General features: G+C 62.6%; 21 protein-coding genes. 8 read left to right on the top strand and 13 right to left on the bottom strand.

The features are described 5' to 3' along the window. Positions 1-89: 89 nt before the first annotated feature. The 4 genes from HMPREF3157_RS08010 to HMPREF3157_RS07995 form a co-directional block, all read right to left on the bottom strand. Positions 90-1,898, bottom strand: coding sequence for a DNA polymerase Y family protein (locus HMPREF3157_RS08010; protein ID WP_016664577.1), 1,809 nt, complete (start codon positions 1,896-1,898; stop codon positions 90-92). After that, a complete protein-coding gene (locus HMPREF3157_RS08005) occupies positions 1,898-2,692 on the bottom strand; it encodes a hypothetical protein (protein ID WP_016664576.1) in 795 nt (264 codons plus the stop codon). Before HMPREF3157_RS08005 ends, HMPREF3157_RS08010 begins: the two co-directional genes overlap by 1 nt. Positions 2,693-2,842: 150 nt before the next feature. After that, positions 2,843-3,649: a TrmH family RNA methyltransferase gene (locus tag HMPREF3157_RS08000; RefSeq protein ID WP_016664575.1), complete on the bottom strand. Its 807-nt coding sequence runs from the start codon at positions 3,647-3,649 to the stop codon at positions 2,843-2,845. Between the two features lie 11 nt (positions 3,650-3,660). After that, on the bottom strand, positions 3,661-4,455 hold the full coding sequence (locus HMPREF3157_RS07995; RefSeq protein ID WP_034373196.1) for an ABC transporter ATP-binding protein: 795 nt from the start codon (positions 4,453-4,455) through the stop codon (positions 3,661-3,663). A gap of 65 nt (positions 4,456-4,520) precedes the next feature. Between HMPREF3157_RS07995 and HMPREF3157_RS07990 the strand changes: the two genes are divergently transcribed. Further along, positions 4,521-6,053 carry a ribonuclease catalytic domain-containing protein gene (locus tag HMPREF3157_RS07990; protein ID WP_070436059.1) on the top strand — a complete coding sequence of 511 codons (1,533 nt, stop codon included), beginning with the start codon at positions 4,521-4,523 and terminating at the stop codon, positions 6,051-6,053. Then, the gene (locus HMPREF3157_RS07985) at positions 6,050-6,838 is read left to right on the top strand and encodes a hypothetical protein (RefSeq protein ID WP_070436058.1); all 789 of its coding nucleotides are present in this window, start codon (positions 6,050-6,052) and stop codon (positions 6,836-6,838) included. Before HMPREF3157_RS07990 ends, HMPREF3157_RS07985 begins: the two co-directional genes overlap by 4 nt. On the opposite strand, the gene glgA is transcribed toward HMPREF3157_RS07985, so the two are convergent. Continuing rightward, positions 6,808-8,001, bottom strand: coding sequence for a glycogen synthase (gene glgA / locus HMPREF3157_RS07980; protein WP_070436057.1), 1,194 nt, complete (start codon positions 7,999-8,001; stop codon positions 6,808-6,810). The two genes, HMPREF3157_RS07985 and glgA, sit on opposite strands and share 31 nt — an antisense overlap. Positions 8,002-8,212: 211 nt before the next feature. Between glgA and glgC the strand changes: the two genes are divergently transcribed. Continuing rightward, positions 8,213-9,463 (top strand): glucose-1-phosphate adenylyltransferase, encoded by a 1,251-nt coding sequence (gene glgC / locus HMPREF3157_RS07975; protein ID WP_070436056.1) that lies wholly within the window; start codon positions 8,213-8,215, stop codon positions 9,461-9,463. 57 nt (positions 9,464-9,520) lie between these two features. Here the strand turns inward: glgC and HMPREF3157_RS07970 are convergent, their stop codons facing one another. Together HMPREF3157_RS07970 and fabG are read right to left on the bottom strand one after the other, a co-directional pair. Next, positions 9,521-10,009 carry a SixA phosphatase family protein gene (locus HMPREF3157_RS07970; RefSeq protein ID WP_051120652.1) on the bottom strand — a complete coding sequence of 163 codons (489 nt, stop codon included), beginning with the start codon at positions 10,007-10,009 and terminating at the stop codon, positions 9,521-9,523. 102 nt (positions 10,010-10,111) lie between these two features. Continuing rightward, positions 10,112-10,894: a 3-oxoacyl-ACP reductase FabG gene (gene fabG / locus HMPREF3157_RS07965; protein ID WP_016664568.1), complete on the bottom strand. Its 783-nt coding sequence runs from the start codon at positions 10,892-10,894 to the stop codon at positions 10,112-10,114. A gap of 61 nt (positions 10,895-10,955) precedes the next feature. Between fabG and HMPREF3157_RS07960 the strand changes: the two genes are divergently transcribed. From HMPREF3157_RS07960 to HMPREF3157_RS07940, 5 genes are all read left to right on the top strand, one after another. Beyond that, a complete protein-coding gene (locus HMPREF3157_RS07960) occupies positions 10,956-11,477 on the top strand; it encodes a hypothetical protein (protein WP_016664567.1) in 522 nt (173 codons plus the stop codon). Next, positions 11,467-11,862, top strand: coding sequence for a DUF3099 domain-containing protein (locus HMPREF3157_RS07955; protein WP_016664566.1), 396 nt, complete (start codon positions 11,467-11,469; stop codon positions 11,860-11,862). Before HMPREF3157_RS07960 ends, HMPREF3157_RS07955 begins: the two co-directional genes overlap by 11 nt. Further along, positions 11,859-12,785 (top strand): SURF1 family cytochrome oxidase biogenesis protein, encoded by a 927-nt coding sequence (locus tag HMPREF3157_RS07950; protein WP_016664565.1) that lies wholly within the window; start codon positions 11,859-11,861, stop codon positions 12,783-12,785. Before HMPREF3157_RS07955 ends, HMPREF3157_RS07950 begins: the two co-directional genes overlap by 4 nt. Then, complete coding sequence (locus HMPREF3157_RS07945; protein ID WP_040386541.1) at positions 12,782-13,591, top strand: glycerophosphodiester phosphodiesterase family protein; 810 nt, start codon at positions 12,782-12,784, stop codon at positions 13,589-13,591. The genes HMPREF3157_RS07950 and HMPREF3157_RS07945 overlap by 4 nt, the downstream gene beginning before the upstream one ends. Positions 13,592-13,683: 92 nt before the next feature. Further along, the gene (locus tag HMPREF3157_RS07940) at positions 13,684-14,037 is read left to right on the top strand and encodes an RNA polymerase-binding protein RbpA (RefSeq protein ID WP_016664563.1); all 354 of its coding nucleotides are present in this window, start codon (positions 13,684-13,686) and stop codon (positions 14,035-14,037) included. 38 nt (positions 14,038-14,075) lie between these two features. Here the strand turns inward: HMPREF3157_RS07940 and HMPREF3157_RS07935 are convergent, their stop codons facing one another. The 6 genes from HMPREF3157_RS07935 to tatC all read right to left on the bottom strand — a co-directional run bounded on the left by HMPREF3157_RS07935 (position 14,076) and on the right by tatC (position 21,824). Then, positions 14,076-14,690, bottom strand: a complete 615-nt coding sequence (locus tag HMPREF3157_RS07935; RefSeq protein ID WP_083286243.1) for an FxsA family protein — start codon at positions 14,688-14,690, stop codon at positions 14,076-14,078. Next, the gene (locus tag HMPREF3157_RS07930; RefSeq protein ID WP_070436054.1) at positions 14,687-15,430 is read right to left on the bottom strand and encodes a polyprenol monophosphomannose synthase; all 744 of its coding nucleotides are present in this window, start codon (positions 15,428-15,430) and stop codon (positions 14,687-14,689) included. Before HMPREF3157_RS07930 ends, HMPREF3157_RS07935 begins: the two co-directional genes overlap by 4 nt. Beyond that, complete coding sequence (lnt, locus tag HMPREF3157_RS07925; RefSeq protein WP_083288118.1) at positions 15,427-17,034, bottom strand: apolipoprotein N-acyltransferase; 1,608 nt, start codon at positions 17,032-17,034, stop codon at positions 15,427-15,429. Before lnt ends, HMPREF3157_RS07930 begins: the two co-directional genes overlap by 4 nt. 139 nt (positions 17,035-17,173) lie before the next feature. Continuing rightward, the gene (locus HMPREF3157_RS07920; protein ID WP_070436053.1) at positions 17,174-20,011 is read right to left on the bottom strand and encodes a DEAD/DEAH box helicase; all 2,838 of its coding nucleotides are present in this window, start codon (positions 20,009-20,011) and stop codon (positions 17,174-17,176) included. Further along, positions 20,008-20,940, bottom strand: a complete 933-nt coding sequence (locus HMPREF3157_RS07915; protein ID WP_070436052.1) for a diacylglycerol/lipid kinase family protein — start codon at positions 20,938-20,940, stop codon at positions 20,008-20,010. Before HMPREF3157_RS07915 ends, HMPREF3157_RS07920 begins: the two co-directional genes overlap by 4 nt. Beyond that, the gene (tatC, locus tag HMPREF3157_RS07910; protein WP_070436051.1) at positions 20,937-21,824 is read right to left on the bottom strand and encodes a twin-arginine translocase subunit TatC; all 888 of its coding nucleotides are present in this window, start codon (positions 21,822-21,824) and stop codon (positions 20,937-20,939) included. Before tatC ends, HMPREF3157_RS07915 begins: the two co-directional genes overlap by 4 nt. Between the last annotated feature and the right edge of the window lie 73 nt (positions 21,825-21,897).

The raw sequence follows: 21,897 nt of genomic DNA, 5'->3' as shown, positions 1-21,897 counted from the left end.
AGACGCACAATCCACCACGTTCACGTGCGTCACATAGGACCCACGCAAAACAGTCGCCCGTCACGACACCCGCAGTCATCAAAACAGCCCTAGTCATAGAGTGCCTCCACCTCCCACGCGCGCTCGCGTGAGAGTAGGGCAAGTGCCTCCCCTCCCTCGAGCACGATCTGAAGCCGCGCGCTCCTACGGCTTCCCGCGCCTTCGGACCACCACCGCTGATCAAGGAGGATGGGAGGGCCGTAGTGCGCGATGGGGAGCAGCCTCTCGTAGCCGAGGTGGCGAAGCGCGGCGGGAAGCGGCGCAGGCTCCTCCCCTTTCCGGCTACGTCCAACGTCGCCTTTCGCGGCTACGGCTGCGCTCCTGGATCCTGCTGCATCGTGCGCGCAGGCGTTCGCGTGTGTCGCGCCCTCGGCGCTCACGCCATTTTCCGCATGCGTGAGAACGAGGTGTGCAGGGGTGCCGGTGAGCAGTCCCCGCGCACTCACGTAGACCGCTTGCCCCTCGCATAGGAGACGCGCGGTGATCCGCTCAGTAAAAACCGTGGCAGGCAAGGGGCGCGGAAAAGAGCCCACCCACGGCCCCTCGCGGTGCTCGCGTACGCGTACCGCGCGAAAGGGCAGCACCGTGATCGCCTCGCTCAAAAAACGGCCTGCCTTTTCGGCAGGGACAAGAACGGACTCCTCCCCCGCTAGTGATTGCACACGCGTGAGGGCCCGCGCGGCGCGCTTTTCGGCCGTGCTTGCGTGCCCCCACAGCCGCTGCGCGTACTCCCCCGCACTTTCGGTGTGCACGGGAATGAGTTGCACGTGAACGATGGGCGCAGCTGTTGTGCGGCCCTCGCGAGGATCGCCCGGGCGTGAGGCGCCCCGTTCGGCAGCGAGTATCCACCCGTCACACTGCCAACGCACGCGATCCACGACGTCATCGATGCTCAAGGCGCCCTCATGGCGCCACGTGCGCTCAACTTCGCTCCCGTTCTCACCGCGCGCGATAATGCGAAGCCGCGTGCACATAAGGCCGTGTTTTCGCAGCTTTTCGGCGAGCTCCTCGGCAAGGGGGCGCGCGATAAACGCAGCCTGATCGACGCGCTCGAGCGGCGGATCGAGGTGACGCTCGACGAGGATTGGCTGAGCTGGCCGCACGCGCTCCCCTTCGCCCGGTTCACCTCCGCACGCGAGGATGTGCAGGAGCGCGCCGAGCGGCCCAAAACGCTCACTCACCGAGGAGCGCGGAAGCTTGCTCAGCGCGCCGAGAGAGGTGATGCCGAGGCGGCGAAGCACGCTGATGAACTCAGCTACGTGCGCGGGCCCCTCGAAAACCCCGGGTGTGCAAAAGCGTTTCCCCGCCCCCACGGGGGCGTGCTCGAGCGCTTCTATGGGGAAGGGGGCGAGAAAACGCGCCGATTCTCCCGGAAGTATGATGCGCCCGGAGCGAGAGGCAAGAATGGCGGCGAGTGGGCCGTCGGCGATTCCCACGGAGCTCTCCCAGCCCGTATGATCGGCGACGGCATCGAGGAGAGCACGGACGAGAGCGTGTTCTCCCCCGGCGTGTCGAGATGGACCTCGCGCATGAAGCAAAAGCGTTCCCGGCCCAAGAGGTTCGATCCCCGAGGCAACCGTATCCACGGCGGCGCACACGCTTTCAAAAACGCGCCACTCGGCATCGAGATCGCGCTCTGCAACCGCGATGTGCGGGCACAAGGCCTCGGCAGAACGCTTCTTCATGCCAAGTGCGACACCGGCGTGCATGGCCGAGGGACTGGCAGCGACAACACGATGATGCTCCATAATCGCGATCTCGTTCGGCACTTTCTCGCCGGCGCGCTCGTACCTCTCAATCGCGGCAAGGACGGGCCAATTATCGATGTACACGCATGCGGTGCGCGTGGACTGCGCCATCATCGATTCCCCGATTGCACGAGTGTGAGCGTCGCGCGCGCCCGAGAGGGTGCTTTGCCCCTGCGTGAGGTGGGCACCGCCGTGCGCGGTGCGCTCGCGAGCACCCCGGCAGGCGTCGGAATACGAATCTCCATTGCTGAACCGGAACCCGCAGCACCCCTGCCACACGCCGCGACACGAGCGCTGCGAAACCTGAGCCTGCCCGAGCCGCGCGCAAGCCCCACCCAGCGTGGCGAGGAGGACTGCACGGCGAGGTCGCAGCGTGCTTCCCCCAGGCGAATGAGTAGGGACCCCTGTGTGCGCGCGCGATTTTTTGCCGTGCGCCACTGCGCGGGTGTGAGAGCGAGATCAGCACCGAGAACAATCACCTCGATGCCATCGATGAGCGCGGAGAGCACGGAAGAAAGTTGCGCCCCTGGATCGGGGATAAGAGCGGTGCGCCGCGGATCTACGCCGATATCGGCGCACGCGGCGATCCCCACGTGGGGCATACCCACGAGGGCACACCAGGACTCCTCCCCCATGGCGGCCGCCGCGAGTGCAAGGGCGAGCGACGTTCCGCACGGCCCCGTCACCTCGATGCTGCTACCCGCCCGCACCTCACCTCGCGAAATGAGTTCCTCGAGAGCCCGGGGAACGGGGAACGAGTGCCCGCTGCGCTCGAGTTCCTCCCCACGCACTGGGCCGCGCTCGCGCTGAGTTTTCGCCTCTGCCTGACCGAGGACTGACTGTGCGAGCGCGAGGCGCTGCGGATCCGCCGCGATGCGCGGCGCTACAGAAACCTGTACGGACATTGCCCTCTCCACTCACACAAAATAGAACGCGTGTTCGAATACTAGAGCGAAAAGGGTGCGGGATCAAGAGTGATCCGGGGGTCCTTGCGTCAGTATCGAACACATGTTCCCATTGTGGGGAGGGGTGAGACATTTAAACTTGCACGCACCTCACGCGCGCATAGATACCTCGCGCTGCCAGAACACGACTGCGCTCGCTGCGGCGACATTGAGTGAATCGACGCCACCGCTCATGGGGATAATCACGCTCTCATCTACGGCGCGAAGAGTCTGCTCGGTGAGCCCATGCCCCTCGGTGCCAAGAACGAAGGCCACCTTTCGTGAAGCCGAAAGATCAACCTCGTGCAGCGGGCGAGAATTCTCCGTGAGTGCAAGTGCGAGCGTATCGAAACCGCGCGCACGCAGGAGGTCCACTCCCCCGCGAGGCCATGACTCAAAGCGCGCCCACGGCACCTGAAAGACCGTGCCCATCGAGACTCGAATCGCGCGCCTGTACAGCGGGTCCGCTGCAGAAGGCGTGACGAGAACCGCATCCACGCCGAGGGCGGCCGCACTGCGGAACATCGCGCCGACGTTCGTGTGGTCCACGATGTTTTCGAGCACGGCGACGGTGCGCGCCCCCTCAATGACGGATTCGACGGAGCGCTCCTTCGGTCGCTGCATCGAAGCGAGAGCGCCGCGATGCACGTGAAAGCCCGTCGTCTCCTCGAGCTCAGCTTCGCTGCCCACAAAAACGGGAGCATCAGGGAAGCGCGAAAAAAGAGGCGAGAATTTTTCGAGCCACTTCTCGCTCATCATGAACGATCGTGGCGTGGCGCCTGCCTCGAGGGCCCGTTCGATCACGTTGTAGCTTTCAGCCATGAACAAGCCGCGCTCAACCTCGAGGCACGAGCGCAGCTTGACGTCGGTCATCGACACGTAATCGGCGAGCAGCGGATGATCCGCGTGCGCGCTCATCGAGACGAGGCTCATTGCGTAAGCGGAACTGCCGTCGCGAAATAACGACCACCGCGCTCTTCAAGAGCGAGCGGGAGGCCGAAAGTGCGCGTGAGATTCTGCGAAGTAAGGGTCTCGGCGATTGGCCCCGAGGCGACAACCCGTCCCTCGCGCAGCAAAAGTGCATGGGTGAACCCCGTGGGGATCTCTTCAAGGTGGTGCGTCACCATGATCGTGACGGGGGTCGCGGGATCCTTTGCGAGAGCCCCGAGTGAGCGCACGAGTTCCTCTCGGCCTCCCACATCGAGGCCTGAAGCGGGCTCGTCGAGGAGAAGCAGCTCGGGATCGGTCATGAGCGCACGGGCGGAAAGCACGCGCTTCTTCTCCCCGGTGGAGAGAGAGCCAAACGTGCGCTCAGCGAGCGGGGCCACCCCAAACGCGCCAAGGAGCATGCGGGCACGCTGTTCATCCTCGCTCTCGTACGTTTCGCGCCAGCGGCCCACGACCGCGTAGCCGGCCGTCATAACAACATTGAGGCACGTCTCCTGTGCGGGAATCGTCTCGGCGAGCTCCTGGCTGGAGAGGCCAATCAGGGGTCGAAGCTCGAACACGTCAACGCGCCCGAGCTTTTCCTCGAGAATCTGCACGCTCCCGCTTGTGGGGTGCAATCGCGACGCGAGCAGGCGAATGAGGGTGGACTTGCCCGCACCATTCGGGCCAAGCACGACCCACCGCTCCCCCTCACGGGCACGGAAGTCGACGTGATCCAGAAGAGTCTTTGCGCCACGGCGCACTACAACATCGCTCAATGAGCACACAGCAACCATGCCTCCAGCCTACGGCAGGCGATGCTCACTACACTAAAACGGACCGTTATTCCAAGGAGTGAACTGTGCCCGTTCAACGCCTCTCAATGCCCGGCGACCGCAAGAAAGCGCCGCTCACCACAGTCGCGGCACGAATCGATGAGGCACTCGAAAAGTCTGGCATCGATGCCACGTACCCCGAGGCCGCCCTCGCCGAGGCCGAGAGTGCAGCTCACACCTGGAGAGAGCATGCGGCACAGCACGAGGACCTCACCGCAATCGAGTTCGTGACCCTTGATCCCGAAAGCTCAACGGATCTCGATCAGGCCCTCCACATTGAACGCGACGGCACGGGCTATCGAGTGCGCTACGCGATTGCCGATGTCCCCCTCTTCGTCGAGCCTCACGGACCTCTTGATGCCGAGACTCGTGAGCGTGGCCTCACGCTCTACCTACCCGATCGGCGCATCCCGCTGCACCCCGTCGTCCTCTGCGAAGACGAAGCCTCACTCCTACCGGGCAAAGACACTCCGGCCTTCGTCTGGGACTTCTCCCTCGACGAGCGCGCAAGCGTCACGCACGTGAACCTTACGCGCGCCATCGTGCGCAATCGTGAAAAACTCGCCTACACCGCGGTTCAGCGCGCACTCGAACGCGGAGAAGCGGGCAGTGTGATGCAGCTGCTCGTCGAGGTGGGAGAAAAACGGGCGGCGCTCGAAATTGAACGCGGAGGAGCCTCGCTTAACTCGCCCGAACAGGAAGTCGTGACCGAAGCCGATTCCGTGCACCTCCAGTGGCGCCTGCCCGAGCCAATCGAAGAGCACAACGCGCAAATCTCCCTCATGACGGGGATGGCCGCCGCACAGATCATGATCGAGGGCAAGCTCGGCATTCTTCGCACGATGCCTCCGGCAGCTCCCGAGGCGATCGAGCGCTTCCGCGCGCAAGCTGCAGCCCTGAAAGAGCCGTGGCCACAGGATCTCCCCTATGGTGAATTCCTTCGCACGCTCGACTGGCGCAAGGGGCGCCACCTTGCCCTCCTTGACCAGGCGACATCACTCTTTCGAGGGGCGGGATACGAGGCGTTCGACGGCACGCTTCCGGAGGTTCTCGAACAATCGGCGATAGCGGCCCCGTATGCGCACACCACCGCGCCCCTGCGCCGTCTCGTCGACCGTTTCGTTCTCCATGTCTGCCACAGCCTCAAGACGGGAGCACCGCTCGATGATCGCGTTCGTGCGGCGTTGCCGGAGCTTCCCTCGCTCATGCACAGCGCCCAGCAACGCCACTCGGCAGTGGAGAAGAAGGCGCGCGAAATCGCCGAAATCGGTGTTCTCTCGACGCTTGTGGGAAGTGAATTCGAGGGGACGGTGCTCGACTTCAGGCCTGCGACCGATGGCGGATCGAACCCCTCGAATGCTCGCCCCGATCGAATCGAAGTTCAGTTCAGCAATCCCCCGGTGGCGCGGTGGATTGACGGGGAGAACCTTCCGATAGGCACGCGCGTGAAAGCGCGCCTTGAACGGGTGGAAGAGTCTCGGAACTGGGCGGAGTTTTCGGTCGTGAGCGCAGGTCGCGCGCGTGGCACGGACGGTTCGCAGGATCCGACGCCCGCATGAGAATCATCGCCTCGACATCGAAAGCGCCTACGTCTCTGCAGAACCTCATTCCGGCGCCCTACCTCGGTGCGCTGTCGCTGTTTGCGGGAGCGGCACTGCGCCGGGACATGCCGATCGAGGAGGCCGCTGATCTCCTTGATGCGGGCGTTGGTCCTTTCGGTGGCGCGCACTTCGACACGCTTGCGTGGATTCTCGACGTGCGTGCCCTCGCCATGCCCACGCTCACGGTCGTCTTGCCCGAGCCCGGAAGGATCGCCGGAATCGCCGGCGGCCCGCGAGGTGTGATGGCAGCGCTCGCGGGCGGGCAGGCCCTCACGGTTGGAGACGGCGCTATCGCACAGCATCTGCTGACCGTCGCCCCTGCCCGGCATGCTGAGGCGCGCACTCTCGACATCGCAAGGCTCGACGTGTCGCCGACACCGATTCCCGTTGCGGCATCGGATGCAGCCAGCGCGCGTGAGCGCCTCTATCGCGCTCTTTCACACACCCACGAACGGCTTGTCGAATACGACCTCATTCCCGAGGAGCCCGTGAGGCCGGAGGCGCTCCCTCAGGGGTTTGTTTTAGTCGAGCCTCCACAGGGCATGCCCGATACACATGCGCACGCTGCGAGGCTCGCCGGGCGCATGGTGTCTCTTGCCGAGGCCGCGATCGCGCAGGCAACGACTTCGTCAGATGCAGGAGCGCAGAAGGCTTTAGAGGAGTTGCGAATTCTTGCACGGGAGGGGCGCGAGGTGCTTGCCCTCACGCTCAGCTACGCATCTGCGCCAAGTACGGCGTTGTAAACCTCAACGGTGCGATCGGCGATGGATTCCCACGAGAAGTGATCGCGTGCGCGCTTTTGTGCGGCAGCGCCCCACGTGCGGGCGCGCTGCGGGTTCGAGAGGATCTCGTTGAGGGCGTCGGAGAGGTCCCCAACAAACTTATCCGGATTCACGGGCGCGCCGGTGCCGTCATTCACCTGGTCGATCGGCACGAGAATGCCGGTTTCGCCATCGACAATCACTTCGGGGATACCGCCGGTGGCGGTGCCCACGACGGGGATACCGCAGGCCATTGCTTCGAGATTAACGATGCCGAGCGGCTCGTACACAGACGGGCACACGAATGTGGTGGCGTGCGAGAGTAGCTGCGTGAGTTCGTGACGCGGGAGCATCTCCGAAATAAGGAAAACGCCCTCTCGTTTAGATTTGAGCGTGGCGACGAGCTGCTCGACTTCGGCGGCGATTTCCGGAGTATCTGGAGCGCCGGCACACAGAATGACCTGGACGCTGTGATCGAGGGTGGCGAGGGCGCGCAGCAGGAACGGCAGCCCCTTTTGGCGCGTGATTCGTCCAACGAAGATGACGGTGGGGGCATGAGGGTCGATGCCGTATCGCTCGTGAACATCGGTCGAGGGATTCGGCTTCCACGCGGTGACATCGATGCCGTTATGCACGACGTGGACGCGCGCCGGATCTACTTTCGGGTACGAGCGGAGGATGTCCTCGCGCATTCCTCCGGAGACGGCGATGATGCCGTCGGCGTTCTCGTAAGCGGTTTTTTCCGCAAAAGAGCTAAGCCTGTACCCGCCTTGCAGCTGCTCGGCTTTCCAGGGGCGCAGTGGTTCGAGGGAGTGAGCAGATAGCACGTGCGGAATCGCGTGGAGTTGCTGCGCGGTGAACCCGGCAAAGTTTGCGTACCAGGTATGGGAGTGTACGAGGTCCGCACCAGCGCAGTCTTGCGCCATGGCGAGGTCGACACCGAAGGTCTGGAGGGCGGAGTTAGCGCTGGCGAGGGTTTCGGGGACGGAATAGGCCTGGACGCCGGCTTCGCTACGTTCCTCGCCGAAACAGCGTACGCGTACGTCGATGCGGCTTCGAAGAACCTTGCTGAGCTCATCGACGTGAACGCCGGCGCCTCCATAGATCGCGGGTGGGTATTCCTTCGTCAGGATGTCAACGCGCATTACGGAACTGCCTACCTAGGTGAGACGTCAAGGGCGAAACGGGCTGGGCGCTGCACCTGCTGGCTGTTCGCCCTCCGCATTGTCATGATAGTCACACGTACGAAAGCTCGCATGGCCGGTACGTTCCCGCGAAACAAAAGCTAAGCGGCTCCGAAATGAGCACGCGGTAAACGAGGACGTGATGCACCTAACTGTGCAGTACGATTGAAGCATGGTCGCAACGAAGGTCCTCGCAATTGTTCTCGCCGGCGGTGAAGGCAAGCGCCTCATGCCGCTCACACTCGATCGCGCAAAGCCCGCCGTGCCGTTTGGAGGCTCCCACAGGCTAATCGATTTTGCGCTTTCCAACATCGTGAACTCCGGTTATCTCCAGGTTGTCGTCCTTACTCAATACAAGTCGCATTCGCTTGACACACACATCGCAAAGACATGGCGCATGAGCTCACTGCTCGGCAATTACGTCGCCCCCGTGCCTGCTCAGCAGCGCATGGGTAAGCACTGGTACCTCGGGAGCGCCGATGCGATCTATCAGAACCTCAACATCATTGGTGATTCCAAGCCCGACTACATCGTGGTGGTGGGTGCAGACCACGTCTACCGGATGGATTTTTCGCAGATGGTAGAGGCCCACATCGAATCGGGTCGTTCGTGCACGGTGGCAGCGATCAGGCAGCCCATCGAGCAGTCCGATCAGTTCGGCGTGATCGAAGTCGATCCCGAAGATCCCACTCGCATTGCGCAGTTCGTCGAAAAGCCCAAGGAGACCCAGGGCCTGCCGGATGATCCGAACTCGGTGCTTGCCTCGATGGGGAACTACGTGTTTACCGCCGACGCCCTCGTTGAGGCCGTCACGAGGGACGCAGAAGATGGCGAGTCAAACCACGACATGGGGGGCGACATCGTGCCCCACTTCGTGAACCTCAACGACGCGGGAGTCTACGACTTCATTCGCAACGACGTGCCTGGTTCTACGGACCGCGACCGCGACTACTGGCGAGACGTCGGAACGCTCGATGCTTTCTACGAAGCACACATGGATCTCATCTCGATCCACCCGATCTTCAATCTGTACAACACCGCGTGGCCGGTGTTTACGGAATCGCGATCGGCCCTCGCACCCGCGAAATTCGTTCACGCCGGCCCGGGTCGTGTGGGAACCGCGGTCGATTCGATCGTTTCGGCAGGCGTCGTGGTGTCGGGCGCGCAAATCTCCAACTCCGTCATCGGGCCGGGGGCCCAACTCCACTCGTGGTCCTCTATTTCCGATTCGGTGATTATGGACAATGTGACAGTTGGCCGTCACTCGCAAATCCACCGCGCGATCATCGACAAAGACATCGTGATTCCTCCGCGGACCCAAATCGGCCTCAACCGCGAGGAAGACCTCGCTCGCGGATGGACCGTGACGGATTCAGGAATCACGGTGATTGGCAAGGGCACAATCATCGCGCCGCAGCACTGACCTGAAAGAAAAAGGGAGGGTGCCCGTCGGGGCCCCTCCCTTTTTGCGTGAGCCGCGCTAGCCCCGCACGAGGGTGAGCAGATTGAGCTCCTCTTCTGCGACGTCTTTCCACGAATCGACACTCGAGGTAAGGACGCTCATGGAGCCGGTCGGCACACCGATGCGCACCTGGGCTAGGGAGGCGGGATCAGAGTCATCGTCATTGCCGAGGTAAGCAGCGAGTTGGCTCATGGTGGGCTCGTGCCCAACGACGAGGAGAACCCGGCAAGAATCATCGACGTCCCGGATGAGTGAGAGCACATCCCGAACACCTCCGTGGTACAGCTCGTCGAGCACACTCACGCTGCATTCAGGGCTCCCGAGTGACGCGTGGACATCGCTCCACGTTTCTTGCGTACGCGCCGCAGAGGAGACGAGCACACAGCTCGGCCGTACCCCCTGCGCGCATAGATAGTCACCAATAAGCCTGGCCTGCGAATGCCCTCGATCAGTGAGCACGCGTTCCATATCGCTTGCGGCATCCGATTCTGCTTTTCCATGCCGCATCAAAAGGAGGATGCGACTAGGAGGTTCATCACTCACGCGATTTCACCCGTTCTGCGCCCAAGGCGCGCTCGACATTAATTCTCGTTGTGGAAGTGCGCAGTTTTAGTGTCCCATGCCGAGGCCGCCGTCGACAGGAATGACGGCGCCCGAAATGTATGACGCATCGTCGCTCGCGAGGAACGCCGCAACTTTTGCGACCTCAGAGGGTGCTGCGAAGCGACCGACGGGAATCTGCGAGAGGTACTGCTCCTTGCGAGCCTCGTCGAGCCCGCGCGTCATTTCCGTCTCGATGTAGCCGGGGGCAATGACGTTGGTCGTGATGCCGCGCGAGCCAAGTTCGCGCGTGAGCGAGCGTGCCATACCGATGAGGCCAGCCTTCGACGAGGCATAGTTCACCTGGCCGGGCGAGCCGAGGAGGCTCACCACTGACGACAGGAGAATGATGCGGCCCTTCTTCTTACGCATCATGGCCCTGATGGCCCGCTTTACGGTGCGGAACGTACCGTTCAGGTTTGTATTGACGACATTGTCGAAGGAGTCGTCGCTCATGCGCAGCATGAGCTGGTCGTCAGTGATACCCGCGTTGGCAATGAGTACCTCGACGCTCCCGTGTGCTTCCTCGACTTCGGCAAAGGCCGCATCGAGCGATGACGGGTCGGTGACGTCCGCTTTAACGGTGAGCGCACCTTCGGGGCCGCCCTCCCCCGATCGCGAGGTGACGGCCACCTTGTCGCCGAGAGAAAGGAAGTGTTCGGCGAGCGCGTAGCCAATGCCACGGTTGCCGCCGGTAATCAACACGCTTCGAGAGGTCACAGTTGCCCTTTCACGCTGTGGAAGAATGAGGTTCGGCCCAAGCCTATCGCTAAAGATTGCGCGGCGGCGCATAGCCTACGATGGTAGGACGGCACGTCATAAGACACGATTGGCACGCGGGAGGAGAGCACCGGTGACGTCACGCTTTAATCCGCCTCCGTCATGGCCCGAGCCTCCCGAGGGTACCGGGACGCTTCCGCAGTCGTGGCAACCGAACCCTCAGTGGCCGGAAGTCCCCGCGGGATGGCGTCTTGACTATGACACTTCCACCGTCGGACCTTCCCCCACTGTTCCCGCTCCCGTTGTGCGCAGCGAAAACGTCCACGCAAGTGCGATCGTGGCTGAGCGTATCCGGCAGTACCCCGCGACCGTTGAACTTCCTGGGCACGTGAGTGCAAGCGAAGCCGGCTCTTCGCTCATCAATGGCTTTCCCCCGGAGAAGCCGCGAGCGTTTGGCCCCTACGATCCGCACGCTCGCCGCAGGCGGATCATCGTGAACGTGTGCCTGTGCGTGGTGGGCGCGCTCCTCGTGGCTGCCGCGGTCTATGGATTCTCGGAACTGTTCTCCTTTGCGATGAACGAGCTGCCGAAGGGTGAAAGCGCCGCGGCATCGTTGCTGCACTCGTCTTCGCTGTCAGGCGTTCATGCCCTCTGATCCCCTCGAGAACTCCGTCCCTCCCGCGAGCGTTCACACGTCTTTTTCGGCGCCACCCGCGGCGATTCCCATTGCGCGCTCTGCCGATGTGTCGCGCCGTTCACGGACGTACATCCTCGCCATGGCGATACGCATGGTGTGCCTCGCCCTGCTGATCGTTGTGCCTGGCGTATGGAAGCTTGTCGCGTTGATCGGAGCGGTTGTCCTGCCCCTTTTCGCGGTCCTCGTTGCCAACGACCAGGCGGTTCCCACACCACCGAACCGGGAGCAGCGCCTCGATGATCAGCCCGTTCCCTTTGTTCTTACGGCAGAGCCTTCTCAGCCGTTCATCACGGTTGACGAGGACGGCACGGTCCGCGAGACATGGGGCGGTGAGCACCTGTGAGGCGCGTCGATCTTCGCCCAATTGTGACGTGGCGGTGGGCGCTCGCATTCCTTTTTGTCGCGCTCGCGACGCTTACGTGCGTGCGGCTTGGCATCTGGCAATTGAATCGTTTTGAGGAAAAGCGGGCCCGGGCGGCGGTGATCGAGCAACACTACGATGCCGAGCCGATTGCGCTCGCTGACGCGCCCTCCTCGGCTCGGTCGAAATTAGCCGCAGCCGATGACTACACCGTCGTGCGCGCCCGCGGCCACTATTGCTCGCGCCCCGAATGTGTGCTGTACGTGAGAAACCGTGTTGAGGGTTCGAGCGTGGGGTTTTGGCAGCTCGTCCCGTTCGAGACGAACGACGGCAGTACTTTTCTGGCCGTACGCGGCTGGGTCACGACGGGGCAGACGGACTCGGTTCCTGCGTCCCGACCGAAAGTTCCCTCCGGCGAGGTCGAGCTCGTCGCGCGCTTGAGGCCGCGCGAACCCCGGCTCTCCGACAGACCAGAAGTCCCGGGGCAGCTCCACTCGGTGAATGCGACTGACGTCCTCTCTCAAGTACCGCAGCTCGAGAATGTCCTCGAGGGCGCCTACGGCGAAGTCGTAAGCGAGAACGGGGTAGCTCCGGAAGGGCTTTCCGCCCTGGAAAAACCCTCGACCTCGCTTGGCCCGCATTTGTCCTACGCGTTTCAGTGGTGGATTTTTTCGGCGTTTTTCGTGCTCGGTTTTGTGGTGGCGGCACGTCGTACGCTTCGCGACTACGAGGGCGAGGAGGAGTCCGACGCCGCCTTAGCCACCACCGTCGCCAACGATGTCGCCGCGGCGCCTGCTCGCGGTTCTGTGCGGCGGTACGGCGCCACTCGTCACACCCGACACCGCTCGCGCGGCACAGATGAGGACGAGGAAGATTCGCTGCTCGACGAAGGGTACGGGTCGTGAGCTCGCCAGTGCGTCGATACTTTTCGGGACCGCTTCCCCGCGCGATAGCCCACCGCGGTTTCGCGCCTGAAGGTGGAGAAAATACACTTGAGGCCTTTGCAGCCGCCTGCGCGCACGGGGCGGACGTCATGGAAACCGACGTACGCGCGAGCAGTGACAACGTGGCGCTGACCTTCCACGACCCTACGCTTGCGCGAGTCGCGGGCGGCGACCCACGCGCGATAGCCGAAACCCCGTGGTCGCGTCTGAGCACGGTCCGTGTGCACGATCGTGGCACGATCGCACGCCTCGATGATGCACTCGCGTCGTTCCCCGACCTCCCCTTCAACATCGATGTGAAGGCGGCCTCTGCCATAGAGCCCACCGTCGCAGCCATCGCGCGAACGGGCGCCGGTCGGCGGGTGTGCCTGACAAGCTTTGATCCCGCGGTCGCACATGAAGTCGTGTCACGAGCGAGCAGCGCCTGCGGGCATCAGGTCATGGCTAGCGCTTCTCGCACGACGGTCGCGGCGTTCCTTGCAGCCTCGTGGTTGGGGGCCGAGCGGCTGAGCACAAGGGTGCTCGCACGTTATGCGGCCCTCCAGGTCCCCATTCGCTATAGGGGGCTCCCGATCCTTACGCCCCGTTTCGTGGCCGCCGCACACCGGGCTGGGTGTGAGGTACACGCGTGGACAATCGATGACGAGCCGGCCATGCACGCCCTCCTCGACATGGGCGTGGATGGTATCGTAAGTAACCGTGTTGATCGGCTCGTGAAGGTTCGCGAGGCTCGTGCCAATCACCGCACGGGGCCCGGAAGGGAATAACACCACCGGCCGAGGCGTTCATAGGTCGTGAATGCTGGCGAAGATTCGCCAAAGGCGCCCACAACGGACAATGTAGGGAAGAAGGTCGCTCGATGAACTCTCGCTCACTGCGAGGCACCCGACTCGGTTCGCTTTCGATGGAAACGGATGACGGCGTTCTCGCCGCTCCGCGCCAGGAAGCAAAGTATGACTGCCCCAACAAGCACATCATCATCCTCCCGTTTTCGGTAGAGGCCGATGTACCGCTCGTGTGGGAGTGCCGCTGCGGTGAGACCGCCGTTCTTCGCGATCACGAAAAGCCCGAAGGCAAGCCCGGTAAGCCTCAGCGCACCCACTGGGACATGCTCCTCGAGCGCCGCTCAGAAGAAGAGTTGCAGGAGCTTCTCGACAAGCGCCTGGAGCTTCTTCGCGCCGGTAAGCTTCACTCGAACCGCCACTTCCTGTAGTGGCCGTGGCGGCGGCCTGTCCCCCGCCACCGTAGATCCTAGAGAACGTCGCCCTCGTAAGGGGGCGGCGTTTTTCCGTTTCCGCCCTCACTGCTTGAGCGATCATTCTCGGGGGCAGGCGGGAGCTGGCCGCTCGGGTGTGCGGTGGTGTCCGGGCGGGAGCCTTGGGGGTCCGACGCTTGCCCGGTCGTATCGATCACAATCTCGCTTTCAATGACCGAACCCCGATGCGAAGTGAAAAGAACTCGGCGCGAAGACTTTCCGGAGCCAAGCCCTACGGTATCGAGCGTCTTTTGCTGCACGGGCGTGAACAAGAGGATGAGTCCCGCGATGTCGGTGAGGACACCGGGGAAAAAGAACAGCATGGCGGAGATCAGCGTGAAGGCTGGGCGAGACAGGTGCTTCTTACGTTCACCGCGGCCAGTGGCGGCGCGCCACAGAGAGATGATTCGCGTGATCGACTGCTGTCCAGCGGACAGTATGAGAGCGAAGCCGACGACCCACCCGAGGGCAATAAGGAGCAGAGGTACCCACCAGTGAGTCGCAGAACCGATCCAGATGAGGATCGCGATCTCGACGATGCCGAGCAGGATTGCGCCGACGGGCAGCAGCCATGCCGGAAGGGAACGAGAGAGGCGAGCGTCGTTCATCATGCACCCTTTTTCACGAGCGAACGGGCTTGTGAGAGACGGTGGTGAATACCCCACTGCGTCACTCGAAGCATGGCCTCTTTGATGATTGCGGAACTCATTTTGGATTCACCGTATTCGCGTTCATCGAAGTCAATCGGAACTTCCCGGATCACGAAGCCCGCGGCACGGACCCTGCGAGTCATATCGACCTGGAAGCAGTAGCCCTGGCTTGCGATGTCCTCGCCCGCGAGAACGCGTGTGAGGATGGGTGCGCGAAAGGCTCGAAAGCCTGCCGTCGCATCTTTCACGCCTAGCCCAAGAGCGAGATTTACGTAGGTGTTTGCGCCACGCGAGAGAAGCTCGCGATTGAGGGGCCAATTGTGGACCGCTCCCCCAGGGACCCAACGCGAGCCGATCGCGAGGTCGGCGCCACGTTCGAGCGCCGTGAGGAGCGTTCCGAGTTGCTCGGGCCTATGGGAGGAATCGGCATCCATCTCGCACAGCACGTCATAGCCGTGCTCGAGACCCCATGCGAAACCCGCGAGGTATGCGGGCCCGAGGCCGCCCTTTTGGGTACGGTGCAGGACGTGGACCTGCTCATCGCGTTCGGCGAGGCGATCGGCCCACTGGCCAGTCCCATCCGGCGATCCATCGTCAACAACGAGTACGTGCGCCTCGGGAACTGCAGACCTGAGGCGCTCGAGCGTGGGCGGGAGCGCGTCGATCTCGTTGTAGGTGGGAATGATGACGAGCGTTGTCACGGACGGGAACGCCTTTCCTTGATGGTACGCGGCGGAGCAATAATGCTCCCTAGTAGGACAACGCCTGCACATGCCGCGATGATTCCGCGAATCGCGACACCGTGCTGCATGGCGGGGGTGAGCCCCGTGCGAACGGGAACGTCTGCCGTCATGGTGCCTGCGGTCCAGTGGCCAAGGCCCGCAAGCTTGCGACCTTCGGGAGTAAAGATCGCGGAATCTCCCACGGTGGAAATATGCACGACACTCCGTCCCGAAATGACGGCGAAGACCTTCGCTTGTGCGAGCTGCTGAACGGACTCGTGAGAATCGAGGAAGAGCGCATTGTTGGATTGGACGACGAGCAGTTCAGCCCCCGCGTTCACGGTATCGGCGACACTTTGCTCGTAGGCAATCTCAAAGCAAATGAGCACGCCAATTTTCGCTCCCGAGAGGTCGATTATTCCGGGCTTATCCCCCGGTGTCATATCGCGCTCGACGAGCGAAACCTTGTCGGTAATCTTTGCGAAGAACTTTCGTTGAGGGATGTATTCGCCAAAAGGCACCGGGTGGCGTTTCGTGTATTCCTGGCCCGTGAGACCGTTGTCGTCAACCAAAACTGACGTGTTGAAGCGCGCTTTCTCACCGTTGGGCCGCTGAGTGCCCACGAGAATTGGCGCTCCCGATTCGCGCGCGAGGTCCTTGAGTTTTGCCATGCGTTCTGGATGAGCGGTCACGTCCCATCCGGTTGAATCCTCTGGCCAGACGATGAGGCGTGCACTCTCATTCGTGGCGAGGAACTCGCGGGTGCGTTCGACGTGATTGTCGAACATGGTGTCGGGAATGTAGTACGAGCCGGCCTTGGGGCGCTCGATATTGCCTTGAATACCGGCGATATGAATCGAGTGATGGCCCGAGTCAACGGAATTGGCTGGCCGAGGCGTCACAAGGGCGCACAGAACAATAATGATCGCCACGGATGCGGGCCACACGGCGTGCATGCCGTTTCGCCCCCTCGCCCGCCGAAAAGTCAGCGCACACAGGGCGCTAAACACGAGTGCCCCCAGCAACCCAGAAACAGCGCCAAGCCCGGTAATACCGAGCCACGGGCCAAAGTTCAAGAGAGGGGAGTTCGAGAAGGCAAACGCGCTCATTCCCCACGAGAGGCCGCCCCACGGAACACTTGCACGCACGAATTCCATGATCGCCCACAGGCACGCGATCCCGACGCTGCTCGAGAAGCGAATGCCGCGGCGGACGAGTATGAGCCGCGTGAGAAAACTAAATACAGCGATGTAGAGAGCCTCAAAGGCGGCAAGGGCGAGCCACGGCCCGAGTCCCGCATAAATATTGGCCCAGGAAAAAAGCGGGATGAATGCGCTCACGCCGAAGGTGAGGCCCGCAACCACAGCCGTGATCCAGCGGCGCGTGAACGATGCAAAAATAAGCCCGCCAAGAGCAGCGGGCAGCAGACCCCAGAGCCCGTAGGGGTCAAAAGAGAAGTGGAACAGGACCCCGCCGGCGATGGCACTGAGGAGCGCGATAATCGGCGGTGTAAATTTCTCTCCCTCGAAATGAGGGACGAGGACCTCACGAATGTCGTCGGCCGCCGAGGGGTTATCCTTCACAACGGTCTCCTTGCACCGGCAAAGCGCAGAGTCGGCGGCGTGGAGTGGACGCGGAAATCACCGCCACATGCGTTTGCTGTACCGACATTCCTCGCCTTCACCGATCACTCGACCCACACTGTTTCTCCAAACAGCACTTTTACATATCCTGGGCCACGATCCCGCGCAAAAGCTGAAGGCGAGCCTTCCGCGCTGTCGCCGCAACGCCCGCGTGGGACTGCCCGGGGACATGAGCAAGATGATCGAGAAGATCGATGACCTGACGCACGTGACGAACGAAATCGCCAGGGGCGACGGCCGCGTTTCCGATCGACTGCGCGAACCCCTCCCCCTTTGCCCAGCGGTACACCGCCGAGCACAGACCGGGATGGGGGGCGGGAGTTTGATCGAGTCCCGCCCGCCTTTCCTGCACATTAATGTCGTCGGCCAGAACGGACAGCGCGTACAGGGCGCGGGAGACGGAACGGTCGTCGTGGTCTTCGCTTCCCCCCTCTTCGCGACGCGGTTCGTAACTGAGCGCGCTCGCGACAGCCGCAAGTGCTGCCGGCGAGAGCCCGTCGAGCACTCCCTGGTCGAGGGCCTCGCACACGATGAGGTCACGCTCCGAATAGATGCGCTTGAGCAACTCGCCTTTTGCGGTGACGGTGACGTGCCGGCTGGTGTCGGATTCTCCCACGTACCCGAGTGCCTCAAGAACCGCGCGCACCCGATCGAACTGCCGCACGAGCTGCGACGTGCGCTGCGCAATTGTTCGCTCCGCCCGCGCCGCCTCGCGAGCGGCTTTCCGGTACCTCGAGATCCACCGCATGTGCTGTTCGCGATCGTCGCAGTGGTGGCACGGATGCTCTCGCAGGGCCTCGCGGAGCTGCACGAGGAGAGAGTCATGGTTTGGGTTCGCGCTCTTCTCACTCGAGCGGGCCCTCACCGCCGCGCGAGGAGAGTCCTCACCTCGGAGCTTTTCCCGCAGAGCGGATGCCGTGTCCTTTCGCACCCTCGCACTACGTACCCGGTCGAGCGAGGGCACCCGCATGGTCGTGAGCACCATGGGACTCGCGGTGAAATCTTCGGTGTAGAGATCTCGAAGCTGGCCCTCACGCGTGATGACCCACACGCGTGGTCCGCGAACCGTCTTGTCATGGTCAATGACAACCGCGAAACCTGAGCGGCGTCCCCCTGGGATGGCAATGACCTCACCCCGACGGAGCTTCCCGACGATTGAGCGAGTACGCTCGCGCTGTTTATCGGCACGCGTTCGGCTCAGCTCTTTTTCGCGAGCCGAGATCTTTTCGAGGATGTCCGCGTACTGCGCGATATCGCCCTTCGAGCAGTGCATCGCCTCGCGGTATTGCTCGGCCACCTCTTGCTTCTCGCGCGCCTTGCGCGCCTGCGCCACGACGCTTCGGTCCGTATGAAACTGCGCGAAGCTGCTTTCAAGGGTCTCGTACGCTTCGTCAAGACTGAATCGACCAAGGAGGTTCACGGCCATGTTGTACGTGGGCCTAAAGGCAGAGTGCAGTTTGTACGTTCGAGTCGAGGCGAGGCCGGCGACGTCCTGTGCCGCGATCGAGGAGCCAACAACGACGACAGCGTGCCCTTCGACGTCAATGCCGCGGCGTCCCGCCCGCCCCGTGAGCTGCGTGTACTCCCCCGGCGTGATCTTCGCGTGCTCAGTCCCGTTAAACTTCGTCAGCTTGTCCAGGACGACGGTGCGCGCCGGCATGTTGATGCCGAGGGCGAGGGTCTCCGTTGCGCACACGACCTTGATGAGTCCACGAGCAAAAAGATCCTCGATCACAGCCTTAACAGCGGGAAGCTGACCTGCGTGGTGGGCCGCGAGGCCGTTCATCGCCGCCCGCTCAATCCTGCCAATCCCGAGCGCGTCGTAATCGTCAGCACGCAAATCCCCGAGCGCGGCGCGAAAGGCTTCTTTGATCTGCGAGCGCTCCGCGTCATCCGTGAGCCGCACGTTCGCTCGCATGAGTTGTGCCACTGCCTGATCGCAGCCGCTCCGAGAAAAAATAAAGAAGATCGCGGGGAGCATGCCGCGCTCCTCGAGGAGATAGACGACGTCGGCTCGGCTCATCGCCCGTGGCCGCATCCTCTGCTCGTGGCGATGCGAACGATGCGGACCACGCTGATCGTTGCGCCGATCCCGATAGCCCCGGCGGCCCGACCTGCCACTCTTCCGCCCCCGCCCGTGACGTTTGCCGCCGTAGCGGTGATCGTCTGGCACGTCGTCCCATGTCCCCTTACCGATTTCGGCGAGCATGGGATTGACCTCGCGATAGCGCCGATGGGCAAACGGCCCGTGCGAGGGCGTTGCCCGCCCGTCTTCGTCAAGAAACACGTCGATGAGCTCGTGGTCGTTGAGCACGTGCTGCCACAGCGGGATCGGGCGGCGCTCGGAAACGATCACTTCCGTACTCCCGCGCACTTCCTCTATCCACGCACCAAATTCTTCAACGTTCGAAACGGTCGCGCTCAGGGCAACGAGCTGCACGCTTCGCGGCAAGTGAATAATGATCTCTTCCCACACCGGCCCTCGCATTCGATCCGCGAGATAGTGGACCTCATCCATCACGACATAGCCGAGCGAATGAAGAGTCGGCGAATCGGCGTACATCATGTTGCGAAGGATCTCGGTCGTCATCACGACGACCTGGGCTTCCGAATTGACGTTCACGTCGCCCGTCACAAGTCCGACCGATTCGTGCCCAAGCCACTCCACAAGCTCTTGGTACTTCTGATTGCTCAGGGCCTTGATCGGAGTCGTATAGAAGACCTTGACGCCGTGCGCCATGGCCCGGTGAACGGCATACTCGCCAACGATGGTTTTGCCGGCGCCCGTGGGAGCGGCAACGAGAACGGAGCTTCCTCGGTCCAGCGCGTCCATGGCGCTCAGCTGGAACGGATCGAGGTCAAACGCAAAGCGCTCGGTAAAGTGCCCGCGAAGGCCGGTATCTGGAGCGTCGTTCATGCTGCCTCCTGAATCTGGTCGTCGTGAAGCTGCGGGGCGAGGATGCTCACCACCCCGGGCAAAACTCGAGCGCGAAGTGGGAGAAAGGCGCGTGTTTCCCCATCGCTGCACACCTCAATAGGATCGTCCGAGCCGATCGTGAGCGAAGTGCAAGCAGTGACCGTGTAGTGAGGCAGGGACACGTGCGTGCCCGAGAACACGCGAGGGAAAAAGCGCACGAGCCCGGTTCTACTCAGGCCCGAAACAGTGACGAACTCGAGCACTCCGTCGTCGACCTTTGAGACGGGGCAGTACTTCATCCCGCCACCGAAGTAGCCAGCATTGCTGAGCGTCACGAGTGAAGCGTCGATGTACTGACGTTCGCCGCCGTCGAGTTCGACCCAGTATCGGCGCGGCCTGTACGAAAGGAGCTCTCGCGCGACGGCACCTGAATAGCCGTAGCGGGAACGATTCGCGCGCGCATTAACAATCGCGTCGAAGCCCATGTTGAGATTGCCGAGGGCGATGACGCTGCTGCCCTCGGACCCGCCTTCAAAGTGCACCTCGATCGCGTCAATACGTTGCTCGCCCCGTGCGAGCGCGGAGACGATCACGCGCACGGCGGCGTCGGCATCATCAAGGGGAAGCCCGATCGCGCGTGCAAAGTCATTCCCAGAGCCTGCCGGCACGATGCCGAGGCGAATATTCGTGCCGCACACGAGAGAGGCCCCGAGAGCCACGGTGCCGTCACCCCCGACGACCACGAGAGCGTCAAGGGTGTCGATGACGGCTTCGGCACGCCGCTTCGCCGTGAGGGCATCGGAGGCAGAAAGATCGATCACCGACAGACCCGCGGCGCTGAGCAGTGCGCAGACGTCGTGGCCGATATTCCCTGAGCGGCGCTTGGCTGCGTAGGGGTTCGCAATAACACCTACTCGGAGGCGGCTCATGATTCTGAGGAACCGCCGGTGTCCTTGTGGGAGTCGGCGTAGGCGTCATCGAGCGACTTGGGAAGCGCAATTTGGGACGGCACGTATTCGCCGGATTCCGTGAAGGCTGCCTGCTTCTTGAGGCGCTTCTCGCGCCGCGTCTCAAGGACGTAGGCGACGAGCACGGCACCAAAGAAGAGAATGAGGAAGGGAGAGGTCACGAGAAGAAGCGTGATTGGCTCAGGCGTCGGCACCATCGCGGCGGTGAAAATGAAGCTGAGGAGGATAGCCCAGCGCCAGGCCTTGAGGATTGTGCGCCACGGAAGGATCCCCACGATATTGAGCGCGACGAGGAATACCGGGTAGATGAAGGCGACGCCGAAAACCATGCAGGTCTTGACGACAAGCTCGATGTAGTCGCGAAACTCGACGAGCTGAAGAACTTCCTTGTTAGGACCGAAAGTCATGAGGATCGGGATCGCTCTTGTGATCGCGAAGTACCCGAAAATGGCGCCGGCGAGAAAGAGCGGCCCCGAAGAGAACAGGAAAGCAAGAGCCCACCGTTTCTCGTTCTTTTTGAGCCCAAGTGAGATGAATGCCCACGCCTCGTACACGATCACCGGGATGCTCAGCGCCACGCCAATGTAGGCGGCGAGTCTCAGGTGCGTTTCGAACGTGCCGGCGACACCACCGATATTGATCGCAACGTTGTATCCGAGCCCCTTGAGCTCTCGGAACGGGACGGCGAGTGCTTCGTAAAGCGGGTAGTAAAGAAACCAGCCGGCGATGGAAAAGAGGACCACGAATACCGCGACGATGAAGATGCGGTCACGAAGTTCGGCGAGATGCTCGCCAAGACTCATGCGCCCTTCTGGGTCGCGGGGGCGTTTCTTCTTCTTTGCCACGTGTGTCGTCCTAGCCCTAATCTCAGCCCGGCCCTCGTGGGCAGAGGGCCGGGCGTGCTACTTGTGTGTCGCG

This window comes from Dermabacter sp. HMSC06F07 (genome assembly GCF_001807345.1).
Taxonomy (GTDB): Bacteria; Actinomycetota; Actinomycetes; order Actinomycetales; family Dermabacteraceae; genus Dermabacter; species Dermabacter hominis.
This window is presented reverse-complemented; position numbering and strand designations above follow the sequence as displayed.